Raw genomic sequence first — 13,826 nt, forward strand, 5'->3', positions numbered from 1 at the left:
CAACGCCACCACCCTCCACGCCACCCTCACCCCCACCACCCCCGACACCACCCACCTCACCATCACCGACCCCACCGGCACCCCCGTCCTCACCGCCGGTCTGACCCTTCGCGCCTTCGATCCCAGCACCCTCGGCTCGAACCGCGACCCGCTCTACACGGTCGACTGGCAGAAGCTGCCCGTCCACCCCGCCGACACCGGCACCGACACCACCGACTGGGCCCTCGTCGGCCAGGCCGGCGACCCGATCGCGTCCGCTCTCGGCATCACCGAGACCCACCCCACCCTGACCGCCCTCCGTGCCGCGGTCGACGCGTCCGGACGTACCCCCGCCACCGTGCTCCTCCCCTGGTCCGCCGCAGACCTCGGCCTCCCCGAAGGCGCCCACCACTCCGCCCACACCGCCCTGGCCGTCCTCCAGGAGTGGTTGTCCGACGAACGCCTCGCCGACTCCCGGCTGGTCGTCCTCACCCGGGGCGCCGTCGCGGCCGGTCCCGCCCCCGCGGTCCCCGCCCTCGCGGACTCGCCCGTCTGGGGCCTGCTGCGGACCGTGCAGTCCGAGGCTCCCGGCCGGTTCACCGTGCTCGATCTCGATCCCGCGGTCCCCGTCCACGAGAGTGCCCGCCTCCTGCCCGGCGCCCTCGCCTCCGGTCGCGGCCAGCTCGCCGTCCGCGACGACGCCCTCCACGGCCCGACCCTCGGCCGCGCGAGCGCCACCGGCACCGTCGACTTCGCTCCCGCCGGAACCGTCCTGATCACCGGCGCCTTCGGTCAACTCGGTGCCCTGCTGGCCCGGCACCTGGTGACCGAGCACGGCGTCCGGCACCTCCTCCTCACCAGCCGCCGGGGCGCCGACGCCCCCGGCGCCGCCGACCTCATCGCCGAACTCACCGAGTCCGGCGCCGAGGTCCGGGCCCTCGCCTGCGACACCACCGACCGCGACGCCGTCGCCGCCCTCCTCACCGCCGTACCCACCGACCACCCCCTCACCGCCGTCATCCACACCGCCGGCGTCCTCGACGACGGCATCATCACCGCCCTCACCCCCGAACGGCTCGACACCGTCCTGCGCCCCAAGATCGACGCCGCACTGCACCTCCACGAGCTGACAGCCCACCTCCCGCTGTCCGCCTTCGTCCTGTACTCCTCCGTCAGCGGCCTCACCGGCACCGCCGGCCAGGCCAACTACGCCGCCGCCAACGCCTTCCTGGACGCCCTCGCCCACCACCGGCACACCCTCGGCCTGCCCGCCACCTCCCTCGCCTGGGGCCTCTGGGACGAGGGCGGCATGGGCGAGAAGCTGAACGAGGCCGACCTGACCAGGCTTCGCCGCTCCGGGATCGTCCCGATGGCGCCCGAGGACGCGCTGCGGATGTTCGACGCGGCACTCGGCCACGGCAGCCCCCTGCTCGCCCCGGTCGCCCTCGACAGCTCGGCCCTCCAGGCCAGGTCGGCCTCGGGCACGCTCCCCGAGATCCTGCGCGGGCTGGTTCGGACCGCCCCGCGGCCGCCCCGCGCGAAGGCGGCCCCGACCGCGGTGGCCGCCACCGGCCCGTCCCTGCGCGACCGGCTCGCCGCGGCCCCGACGGAGGAGCGCGAGCCGCTGCTCCTGGAGCTGGTGCGGGAGCACGCGGCGGCCGTCCTCGGGCACGGCTCGCCGGACCGGGTCGAGGCGGAGCGCGGGCTGCTGGACCTCGGGTTCGACTCGCTCACGGCGGTGGAGTTCCGCAACCGGATCAACAAGGTCACCGGGCTGCGCCTGGCCACCACGGTGGTCTTCGACCACCCGACCCCGCTGGCGGCCGCCCGGCATCTGCTCGCCGAACTGGCCCCGGCGGAACCGGCCGGCGCCGGGGGCCCGTTGGAGGCGATCGACCGGCTGGAGGCACTGCTCAAGCAGCACTCGGCGGACGCCGCCGGCGGCGTCGTCCCGGAGGCGGCCGAGATCGCCCAGCGCCTCCAGTACGTGTTGCAGGGATGGCACGGGCTGACGGCCGAGGAGGACCCGGACGGCGACCTGGCGGCGGCGACCGACGACGAGCTGTTCGACGCCCTCGACAAGGAGCTCGGCCTGGCCTGATCCCGCCCGCCGTCCCGCTCCCGACCGACATTTCCAGCTGAAGGTAGATTCCGTGGCGAACAACGACGTGCCGAACAACCAAGCGGCGAACAACGAGGAGAAACTCCGCGAGTACCTCAAGCGGGCCACCACCGATCTGCGGCAGGCCCGACGGCGGCTGACCGAGATCGAGGACGCCCGGCAGGAGCCGATCGCGATCGTCGGGATGGCCTGCCGCTACCCGGGCGGGGTCACCACGCCCGAGGAGCTGTGGCAGCTGGTCGCCGACGGCACGGACGCCATCGGCACCTTCCCCGAGGACCGGGACTGGGAGGAGGACCTGTACGACCCGGATCCGCACGCGACCGGCAGGTCGATCACCCGGCACGGTGGATTCCTGTACGGTGCCGCCGGGTTCGACCCGGAGTTCTTCGGCCTCAGCCCGCGCGAGGCGCTGGCCACCGACCCGCAGCAGCGGCTGCTGCTGGAGACCGCCTGGGAGGCCGTCGAGCGGGCGGGCATCGACCCGACCAGCCTGCGCGGCAGCGACACCGGGGTCTTCGCCGGGGTGATGTACCACGACTACGCCTCCCGGCTGCAGCCCGCCCCCGAGGAGTACGAGGGCTACCTCGCCAGTGGCAGCCTGGGCAGCGTGGCCTCCGGCCGGCTGGCGTACGTCTTCGGCCTGGAGGGCCCCGCCGTGTCCGTGGACACCGCCTGCTCCTCCTCGCTGATCGCCCTGCACCTGGCCGCCCAGGCGCTGCGGCAGGGCGAGTGCTCGCTCGCCCTCGCGGGCGGGGTGACGGTGATGTCCACGCCCAACACCTTCGTGGAGTTCAGCCGCCAGCGGGGCCTGTCCATCGACGGCCGGTGCCGTTCGTTCTCGGACGACGCGGACGGTACGGGCTGGGGCGAGGGCGCGGGCCTGCTCCTCCTGGAGCGCCTGTCCGACGCCCGCCGCAACGGCCACCCGGTCCTCGCCCTGGTCCGCGGCACCGCCACCAACCAGGACGGCGCCAGCAGCCGGCTCACCGCCCCCAACGGGCCCAGCCAGGAGCGGGTCATCCGCCAGGCCCTCGCCAACGCCCGGCTGACGGCCGACCAGGTGGACGCGGTCGAGGCCCACGGCACCGGCACCCGCCTCGGCGACCCGATCGAGGCGCAGGCCCTGCTGAACACCTACGGCCGCGCCCGCGACACCGAACACCCGCTCTGGCTCGGCTCGATCAAGTCCAACATCGGCCACTCCCAGGCCGCCGCGGGTGTGGCCGGCGTGATCAAGATGGTCATGGCGATGCGGCACGCGACCCTCCCCCGCACCCTGCACGTCAGCGAGCCCACCAGCCACGTCGACTGGTCCGACGGCACCGTCCGACTGCTCACCGACGCCCGCCCGTGGGGCACCGCGGACGACCGGCCGCGCCGCGCCGCCGTCTCCTCCTTCGGCATCAGCGGCACCAACGCCCACGTCATCCTCGAACAGCCCGTCGAGGAAGCCGCGGAGCCGAACGCCGAGGAGCCGCCGGCCTCCGCTCCGGCCGCCCTCGAACTCCAGGCCCTGCCCTGGCAGTTGTCCGCCAGGTCGGCAGAGGCCCTGCGCGGCCAGGCCCGCGCCCTGGCCACCCACCTGGAGCGGCCGGGCACCGACACCACCGCCGCCTCCCACGCCCTGGCCGCCCGCACCCGCTTCGACCACCGCGCCGTCCTGCGCGCCGCCGACCGCGAGGGCCTGCTCGCCGGCCTGCGCGCGCTCGCCGAGGGCACCGAGGCTCCGGGGCTGGTCACCGGCACGGTCCGGCCGGGTAGGACGGCGTTCCTGTTCACCGGACAGGGCAGCCAGCGCCCCGGCATGGGACGCGAACTCTACGAGGCGGTACCGGCGTTCGCCGCCGCCTTCGACGACGCCTGCGACCGCTTCGACCGGCTGCTCGACCGTCCGCTGCACGAGGTGCTGTGGGGCGGCGGTGAGGCTTCGGAGGTGCTGCACCAGACCGCGTACACCCAGGCCGCGCTGTTCACCCTGCAGATCGCCCTCTACCGGACGCTGGAGCAGCAGGGCATCGTCCCCGACTACCTGATCGGCCACTCGATCGGCGAGGTCGCCGCCGCCCACGTGGCCGGGGTGTTCTCGCTGGAGGACGCGGTGAGCCTGGTCGCCACGCGGGGCTGCTACATGCAGGCCGCGCGCAGTGACGGCGCGATGGCCGCCCTGGAAGCCACCGAAGAAGAAGTCCTGGCGCTACTGGAGACGCTGGGCCGCGGGGTCGACCTCGCCGCCGTCAACGGCCCGCGCTCCACCGTCGTCTCGGGCGACACCCCGGCGGTCGAGGCCGTCGCCGCGCACTTCGCCGCCCAGGGCCGGCGCACCACCCGCCTCCAGGTCAGCCACGCCTTCCACTCGCCGCACATGGCCGGCTTCCTGGACGACTTCCGGGCCTCGATCGGCAAGCTGACCTTCCGCCCGGCCCGGATCCCGGTGATCTCCAACCTCACCGCGCAGCCGGTCACGGGGGAACTCACCGACCCGGCGTACTGGGCCCGCCACGTCCGCGAGGCCGTCCGCTTCCACCCGGGCATCCAGTACCTGGAGGCCGCGGGCGTCACCCGCTTCCTGGAGCTCGGCCCTGACGCCACCCTCACCGCGCTCACCCGCCAGAGCCTCACCACCGACGCCGTGGCGATCCCCACCCTGCGCAAGAACACCCCCGAGACGCAGTCCCTCACCACCGCCCTCGCCACGCTCCACACCACCGGCCACACCCCCACCTGCTACCGGCCGGCCTCCCCCACGCCCCACGCCGACCTCCCCACCTATGCCTTCCAGCGCCGCCACTACTGGCTGGCGGCCCGCCGGACGGCCGGCGTCCAGTCCGGCACCGACCACCCGCTGCTGAGCACCGCCGTCCGGCTGGCCGAGGGCGACGGGCTGGTCCTCAGCGGCCGGTTCTCCACCCGCACCCACCCGTGGCTGGCCGACCACACCATCGCCGGGGCCACGCTGCTGCCGGGCACCGCCTTCGTCGACCTCGCGCTGCACGCCGCGGAGCTGGCCGGAGCGGCGACGCTGGAGGACCTCACCCTGGAGGCGCCACTGGTGCTCGGCGGGCCGGGCGCCGTCGAACTCCAGCTCACCGTGGAGGGCCCGGACGACCGCGGGCTGCGCGCCTTCGCCGTCCACTCGCGCACCGAGGAATCCGCCCCCTGGACCCGGAACGCGACCGGTGCCCTCTCCGACGCGGCCTCCGGCACCGACCCGGACGCCGGGGTCCTGACCGCCTGGCCGCCGGCCGGCACACCGGTCGACCTGACCGACCTCTACCCGCGCCTCGCCGAGCGCGGCTACGCCTACGGCCCGCTCTTCCAGGGCCTCGTCCGGGCCTGGCGCGACGGCGACACCCACTACGCCGAGGTCCGCCTGCCCGAGGGCGCCGCCACGCAGGGCCACGCCCTCCACCCCGCGCTGCTGGACGCCGCCCTGCACCCGTGGGCGCTCGCCTCCGGGGCGCTGGACGCCGACGAGGACGGGTCCGTGCTGCTGCCGTTCAGCTGGTCCGGTGTACGGCTGGCGGCGCTGGGGGCGCGCACGCTGCGGGTGCGGCTGGCCCCGGCGGGCGAGCGGACCATGCGCCTGGACCTGGCCGACCCGGAAGGAGCGCCGGTGGCGACGGTCACCGCGCTCACCGCGCGCCCCGGCTCGCAGCGGGACTTCGCCGCCCTCGCCGGCCCGGCCGCCCGGGCCGCGCAGACCGCGGGCGCCCCGCTGCACCTGGTGGAGTGGAAGCCGCTGGCCACCGCCCCGCTCGACCCCGCCGCCTCCGCCCGGGGCGTCCACGTCCTCGCGCCGGACGGCCTCGGCCTCGCCGACGCCCTGGGCGCCACCGTCCACGCCGACCTGGCCGCGCTGCGGACGGCCCTCGCCGGGGAGTCGGCCCCCGCCCTGGTCCTGGCCGCGCTCACCGGAAAGTCCCCGGCCGACGCCGAGCTGCCCGACCACGCCCGGGGGCTGGCCGAACGGGCCCTCGCCCTCACCCAGGAGTGGCTGGCCGAGGGCGTCCCCGACGACGCCCGCCTCGTCCTGGTCACCCGGGGTGCGGTGGCCGCCCGCCCCGGCCCGGAGATCCGCGACCTCGCGGCGTCCACCGTCTGGGGTCTGGTCCGCACCGCCCACTCCGAGCACCCGGACCGCTTCGGCCTGCTCGACCTCGACGGTCCGCTCGCCGAGGGCCCGACCGGGGCCGTCACCGCCGCCCTGCGCTCCGGCGAGGAGTTCCAACTCGCCGTGCGCGACGGCAAGGTGTACGCCCCGCGGCTGGTCCGCGCGGCCGCCGCCACCGAGCTGCTCACCCCGCCGCCGGGCACCGAGCACTGGCGGCTGGACGTGCGCAGCAAGGGCAGTCTGAGCGACCTGGCCCTGCTCCCGGCGCCCGAGGCCGGTGCCCCGCTGGCGCCCGGCGAGGTACGGGTGCGGGTGCGCGCCGCCGGCCTGAACTTCCGCGACGTGCTGATCGGCCTCGGGATGTACCCGGGTGACGAGGCGCAGATCGGCGGCGAGGCGGCCGGCGTGGTGCTGGAGACCGGGCCGGGGGTCACCTCGGTGGCGGTCGGCGACCGGGTGATGGGGCTGTTCCCGAACGCCGTCGGCCCGGCGGCGGTCACCGACCACCGGTGGCTGACCCGGATGCCGCGGGGCTGGAGCTTCACCGACGCCTCGGTCGTCCCGGTGGTGTTCCTGACCGCCTTCCACGGCCTGGCGGACCTGGCCCGGGTCCGCGAGGGCGAGTCGCTGCTCGTGCACGCCGCGACCGGCGGCGTGGGCCAGGCCGCGCTGCAGCTGGCCCGGCACTGGGGCCTGGAGGTGTACGGCACGGCCAGCGCCCCCAAGTGGGAGACGCTGCGCTCGCTCGGTGTGCCCCAGGAGCGGATCGCCTCCAGCCGCACCCTCGACTTCGAGGAGCAGTACCGGGCGTCGACCGGCGGCCGGGGCTTCGACGTGGTGCTCAACTCGCTGGCGCAGGAGTTCGTGGACGCCTCGCTGCGCCTGCTGGCGCCCGGCGGGCGCTTCCTGGAGATGGGCAAGACCGACATCCGCGACGAGGCGCGGGTGCGCGAGAGCTTCCCCGGAGTGTCGTACACCGCCTACGACCTGATGCGGGTGCCGCGCGAGCGGGTCCAGGAGATGCTGGCGGAGCTGGTCGCCCTGTTCGAGGAGGGGGCGCTGCGCCCGCTGCCGGTGACGGCCTGGGACGTCAGCCACGCCCCGGAGGCGCTGCGCCACCTGAGCCAGGCCCGGCACACCGGCAAGGCGCTGCTGACGCTGCCGGCCCCGCTGGACCCGGAGGGCACGGTGCTCGTCACGGGCGGCACCGGGACCCTCGGCGGTCTGCTCGCGCGGCACCTGGTGACCCGGCACGGCGTCCGGCACCTGCTGCTCACCAGCCGCCGCGGCCCGCAGGCGCCGGGCGCGGCGGAGCTGCTGCGGGAGTTGACCGACCTCGGCGCCCGGGCCCGGATCGAGGCCTGCGACACCGCCGACGAGGCCGCTCTCGCCGCCCTGCTCGCGTCCGTCCCGGCGGACCACCCGCTGACCGCCGTCGTGCACACCGCGGGTGCGCTGGACGATGCCGTCCTGACCGCGCAGAGCCCGGGGCGGCTGGCCACCGCGCTGCGTCCCAAGGCGGACGCCGCGTGGAACCTGCACCGGCTCACCCGTCACCTGGACCTGAGCGCCTTCGTCCTCTACTCGTCGGCCAGCGGCCTGACCGGCACTCCCGGCCAGGCCAACTACGCGGCCGCCAACGCCTTCCTGGACGCCCTGGCCCACCACCGGCACACCCTCGGCCTGCCCGCGACCTCGCTGGCCTGGGGTCTGTGGGCGCAGGCCAGCACCATGACCGAGGGCCTCGGCGAGGCCGACCTGGCCCGGATGGCCCGGGACGGCGTCCTGCCCCTGGAGAACGAGCAGGGCCTCGCGCTGTTCGACGAGGCGCTGGCGGGCCGTCAGCCGCTGGCCGTGGGGCTGGGCCTGGACCTGTCGGCGCTGCGCCGCCGGGCCGCGGCCGGCGCTTCCCGGCCGCTGTTCGCCGAGTTGGTGGGCCGGGCCCCGGCCCGCCGCACCGCGGCGGACGGCGGGGTCGCGGCGCCCGACGGCGCCCGGGCGGTGCGCGAGCGGCTCGCGACGCTGGACCAGGCGGAGCGGCAGGGGGAGTTGGTCGACCTGGTGCGCGGCCATGTCGCCGTGGTGCTCGGTCACACCGACGCCGGGACGATCGGGACCGAGCGCCCGTTCAAGGACCTCGGTTTCGACTCGCTGACCTCGGTGGAGCTGCGCAACCGGCTGGCCGCGGCCTTCGAGCTGCGACTGCCGACCACGCTCGTCTTCGACCACCCGACCCCGATCGACCTGGCGCGGTTCCTGGCGCAGGAGCTGGCCCCGGCCGAGGAGGACGGGCTGGCCTCGGCGCTGGCGGACCTGGAGCGGGTGGAGCGCCGGCTGGCCTCGCTGCCCACCGGGGGCGGGGACCGGCACCGGCTGACCGGCCGGGTGCGGGAGTTGCTGCTGCGGCTGGAGGCCGCCGAGAGCGGGGACGGCGAGGGAGGCGACCGGGGCGCGCAGGTGCAGCTGGGCGAGGCCTCGGACGACGACCTGTTCGACTTCATCGACAGCGAGCTCGGGGTGAACTGACCCGCCCTCATCTCGCTTCAACATCACGCCGACTGATGGGCGTTGATAAACGGGGACCCTCCCTGTATCTTCTCTGGAGGATACAGGGAGAGTCCCCGTTTAGGTTCTGAGGAGACAGCACACCCATGAGCGAACAGACTTCGGCGACCACTGCGGGCGCTCGCCCGACGGGCGTCGCGGGGGCAGGGACGAAGGAGAAGCGCCCGGGCGTGGTGCTCGTCCTCGTCCTGGCCCTCCAGACCATGCTCATCCTTGACGTCAACGTGGTGAACATCGCCCTTCCCGACCTCAAGGACGCACTGGGCTTCACCCCCACCGGCCTTTCCTGGGTGCTGAGTTCGTACCTGCTGACGTTCGGCGGCCTGCTGCTGCTGGGCGGCCGGGCCGGCGACATCCTGGGCCACCGCAAGGGCCTGCTGGTCGGTGTCACGGTGTTCACGGCGGCCTCCCTGCTCGGCGGCCTGTCCACCTCGGCCGGGATGCTGCTGGCCGCGCGGGCCATCCAGGGTGTGGGCGCGGCGATCGCGGCACCGACCGTGCTCGCCCTGATCGCCACCCACTTCACCGAGGAGAAGGCCCGCGCCAAGGCCCTCGGCGCGTACGCGGCGGTGTCCGGCTCGGGTGCGGCGATCGGCCTGATCGGCGGCGGCCTGCTCACCGACTGGCTCTCCTGGCGCTGGGTGCTGTTCATCAACGTGCCGATCGGCCTGGTACTGCTGATCCTGGCCCCGATGTTCATCCACGAGACCGACCGCACGCCCGGTTCCTTCGACCTCGGCGGCGCGCTCAGCTCCACCCTCGGCATGACCGCGCTGGTGTACGGCTTCATCCGCGCCGCCGAGCAGGGCTGGGGCGACGGTCTGACGATCGGTTCGTTCGTGGCGGCGATCGTCCTGCTGGCGCTGTTCATCGTGGTGGAGAACAAGGCCAAGCAGCCGATCACCCCGCTGCGGCTGTTCGCCGACCGCAACCGCGCCATCGGCTATCTCGCCCTGCTGTTCGTGATGGCGGCGGGCAACTCGATGTTCTTCTTCCTCACCCAGTTCCTGCAGGAGGTCAGCGGCTTCAGCCCGATCAAGGCGGGCCTGGCGTTCGTCCCGCTGGCGCTGCTGATCCTCGGCTCCTCCAGTGTGTCCGCCAAGTTGCTGCCGCGCTTCGGCGCCCGGGTGCTGACGGCCGTCGGCTCCGCCGCCATCAGCGTCGCGCTGATCTGGTTCGCCCAGATCACGCCGTCCTCCTCCTACGTGTCCACGCTGCTCGGCCCGATGGTCATCGCCGGGCTCGGCATGGGCGTCCTGCTGGTCGGCGTCACCACGATCCTGTTCTCCGGCATCAAGCCGGAGGAGACCGGCGCCGCGTCGGGCCTGCTGAACGTGATGCAGCAGATCGGCGGTGCGCTGGGCCTCGCGGTGATGGTGACCGTCTTCGGCGCGGCGAGCCGCGGCGCCGAGGCCCCGGCGGGCCTGGACACCAAGGGCGCGGCCGACTACGTCCTGACCGAGGGCGTCACGGCGGCCTTCAGCTGGGGCGCCGGGTTCACCGCGCTGACCATCCTGCTGACCCTGGTCATGCGGCGGATGACGGCCGGCGGCGACACCCAGCAGCAGAACGAGCAGCCCGTGCACGCGGGCCTCTGACTCTCGGGCGATCGTCCGAGAACATCCGCCGGGTGCGGCTGCCCCCGTCCGCACCCGGCACCGGCCCCGGTCGGCGACAGCCGACCGGGGCCTCGCCGCTCCCGAGCGCAGGCTGCGGGTGATCAAGACCTGAGACACAGTCATTCAGTAGACTGACCAGATGATTGATGCCGAACGATAAGTGCTCGTAGGCGGCGAGACGGGGTCCGGAGGTGAGGCCGAGCAGGGCCTGCGGCACCGCGAGGACGACCGGCCCGGCGTCGCCCCGTCGGGCGCGACACCAGGCCCGGGGCACCGCGAAGCCAGATATGACGATTCGATCAACAGATCGTCTGTCTTCGCATAGAGTGCGGTGCCGAGGGAGTCCGGATCAGGCGTCACAACCGATCTTTGGGCTCCCTCCCTTCATGTCCTGCGCGCCACGAGCCCTTGGTGCCGAACATCCAGTGCGGAGCGTCAGCGGTAAGCGATCATGAGTTACTCGACCGGGGGAAAGGTCCATCTGCTGTGGTGAATGTGCTGTCGGTCACGGACAGCCCTGAACGCATCTCCTCCGTCCGCTGCGACGAGTCGCACGGACTACTGCGCGCGGTGGACCGGCTGGCGGCCGGTCAGGGCGGTGTGATCGAACTGATCGGTTGCCCCGGTGCCGGAAAGAGCAGACTGCTCGGCCCCATGACCGCGGCGGCCAGAGCCCGCGGCATCACCGTCCTCGACGGTCGCTGCTCCCCCACCGAACGGCACTACCCGCTGGCCGTCTTCACCCGGGCCCTGGCGGGGGTGATGACCCCGGAGAAGCTGGCCGAACTCTCTCCCGGGCACGCCTCGCTGCTGCGCGCGGCGCTCTGCGCCCAACTCGGCCCCGACGCCAGGCGACCGGCGCCGCTCGGCGCCTCCCAGGCCGTACGCGCCCTGCTGGAACGTTCCGCCGGCGACGGCGGGCTGCTCCTGGTCCTCGACGACTTCCACTGGGCCGATCCGCAGTCCCTCGAACTCGCCGACCACCTCGTCCGGTTGACCGCCCCCGCGCCCGTCCTGCTGGTCATCGTCCACCGGCCGAGACAAGCCCACGCCCCGCTCCTGGGCACCCTGGCCCAGGGCGTCGCGTCGGGGCAGGTGGAGCGGATCGAACTCGGTGCGCTCACCCTCCGCCAGGCCGCCTCGCTGCTCGACGTACCGCCCGACACCGGCTGGCTGCCCGCCGTCTTCCACGAGAGCCAGGGCAACCCCCTCTGCCTGCTCGTACTCGGCGAGACCGCGCCGCTCAATCCGCTGCTCGGCACCAGGCTGCTCACCGGACGGCTGGCCCCGCTGGCCGCCGAACTCGCCCTGCTCGACCCCGCCGAGCGGCTGGTCGCCGAGTCCGGCGCGGTCCTCGGCGACCGCTTCAGCTGGGAGGAGCTGTCCGCCGTCTCCGAGCTGCCCGCCCCCGAACTCACCACCGTCGTCACCGAACTGATCGACGTCGACGTCCTGCGCCCGCTGCGCGGCTCCACCTCGCTGCTCACCTTCCGGCACACCGTGCTGCGCCGGATGCTGCACGACCAGGCCGACCACTGCTGGCGCGCCCGCGCGCACCGCCGGGCGCTCACCGTACTCAGCCGCCGGACCGCCTCCGCCGCCGAACGCGCCATCCACATCGAGCTGTCCGCCGGCAGCTTCACCCACGAGGACCTGGAGATCCTGGCGAAGGCCGGCGAGGAGGCCGTCCCGACCTCCCCCGTCGACGCCGCCCGCTGGCTGCTGCTGGCCCTCAAGGGGCTTCCCCCCAACGGTGAGTCACCGGGACGGCTGCTGGGCCTGATCCCCCCGCTCTCCAAGGCGCTGCGGGCCGCCGAGTACGGCTGCAAGAACGACACGCTGCAGCACCTGCTGACCCAGGGCACCCCCCTGCAGCCCACCGAGTCCTACCGTTCCGCGGTGCGGCTGTGCGCACTCGTCGACTGCCTGCACGGGCGCTACGAGGCGGCCGACGCCCTGCTGGCCGGCGAACTGGCCGCCCTCACCGCCACCGGAGTCCCCAACGGCGACCTGGTGGCCCGCTTCACCGTCTACCGGGGCGTCGTCGCCCTGCTGGGCCAGGGCCGGAACCTGCCACGGCTGGCCGCCGAGGCGCTGCTGCGGGCCCGGACCGACGGGCATCCCACCACCCTCGCGGGCGCACTGGTGCTGCACGCGCTGGCCGAGCTGGGCGAGGGCCGCACCGAGGCCTGCCTGGCCTCGTACGACGCCGCCGTCCGGCAGATGGACGAGCTGCCGACCGCCGAGGCCTATCTGCACACCGAGTTCCTCGCCCTGCTCGGCTGCTGCGCCTTCGCGCTCGGCCGCCCGCGCGACGCGGAGTCCTTCTACGAGCGGGGCGTGGAGCTGACCTCGGACTGCTCGCACAACGCGATGCTGCCGGTCCTGCTGAGCGGCCTGGCGGAGGCCCAGCTGGCCCTGGGCCGGCCGGCGAGCGCGCGGCGCTCGGCGGCCCGGGCGGCGGACCTCGCGGGCTACCTGAACGCCGACCAGCTGCGCACCCACGCGCTCGCCCAGGAGGCGCTGTGCGTCACCTACGCCGAACCGCCGGGCAGCAGCCGGGCCTCGGCGCTGGCCGAGGAGGCGCTGCGGGCACTGCGGCCCGGGCCGGGCAGCCGGTACCGCTCCGCGGTGCTGACGCTGGCCGAGACGCTGCTGAAGCAGGGCAGCCCGGAGCGGTGCCTGAGCCTGCTGGTCGAGCTGGACTCCCCCGGGCTCACGGGGCTGTCCGTGCTGGACCGGGCCCGCCACTACGAGCTGCTGACCCGGGCGGCGGCGGCCGCCGGGGTCGAGGGCGGCGCCGACTGGGTCGAGGCGGCGGAGCACACCGCGCGGCTGATCGGGGCGCCGCACACCTTCGCCTACGCGGCGATGGCCCGGGGCCACTTCCTGCTGCGGGACGACCGGGCCGACGAGGCCGTCGCCGCGTACCGGGAGGCGGAACGACTCTTCGACGGCTCCCACCTGCGGCTGCCGCAGCTGACCGCGCGGCTGCGCGCGGCCCGGGCGCTGGCCGCCGCCGGCCGCCTGGACCGGGCCGTGGCGCTGTCGGAGCGGATGAACGCGCTGGCCGAGCAGTGGGGGGTGCTGCTGTACGCCCGGACGAGCCCGGACCACACCTTCGAGGGCACCCTGGACCGCGGCTGCCACGCGCTGATGCCGGCGCCCGCCCCGCCGGCCGCGGACGACCTGGCCCTGCTGACCCAGCGGGAGCTGGAGGTGGCCCGGCTGGCCGGCACCGGCCAGCGCACCCGGGAGATCGCCGAGGCGCTCCAGGTGAGCCCGCGCACGGTGGAGGTCCACCTCTCCCGGATCTACCGGAAGCTGGAGGTCGGCTCGCGGGCCGAGCTGGCCAGGCTGATGGCCGTACGTATTTCCCCTGATGCCGTTACGTGATCCCTCTGAAAACATGAGGACAACGCGCCGG

The 13,826-nt window shown here is 74.5% G+C and carries 3 protein-coding genes and 1 pseudogene; all 4 read left to right on the forward strand.

Annotated features, from left to right (window positions below):
- Positions 1–2,080, forward strand: a 2,080-nt coding sequence (locus tag ACGF0D_RS40280) for an SDR family NAD(P)-dependent oxidoreductase (protein ID WP_392925153.1), incomplete at its 5' end; no start/stop codon positions are given.
- A gap of 91 nt (positions 2,081–2,171) precedes the next feature.
- A pseudogene (locus ACGF0D_RS40285) lies at positions 2,172–8,741 on the forward strand (beta-ketoacyl synthase N-terminal-like domain-containing protein); the annotation flags it as partial.
- 125 nt (positions 8,742–8,866) lie between these two features.
- Positions 8,867–10,378: an MFS transporter gene (locus ACGF0D_RS40290; protein WP_392925155.1), complete on the forward strand. Its 1,512-nt coding sequence runs from the start codon at positions 8,867–8,869 to the stop codon at positions 10,376–10,378.
- 507 nt (positions 10,379–10,885) lie between these two features.
- Complete coding sequence (locus ACGF0D_RS40295; protein WP_392925157.1) at positions 10,886–13,795, forward strand: AAA family ATPase; 2,910 nt, start codon at positions 10,886–10,888, stop codon at positions 13,793–13,795.
- The last annotated feature ends 31 nt before the right edge of the window (positions 13,796–13,826 follow it).

The sequence above is a fragment of the Kitasatospora sp. NPDC048298 genome, assembly GCF_043201465.1.
Lineage (GTDB): Bacteria > Actinomycetota > Actinomycetes > Streptomycetales > Streptomycetaceae > Kitasatospora.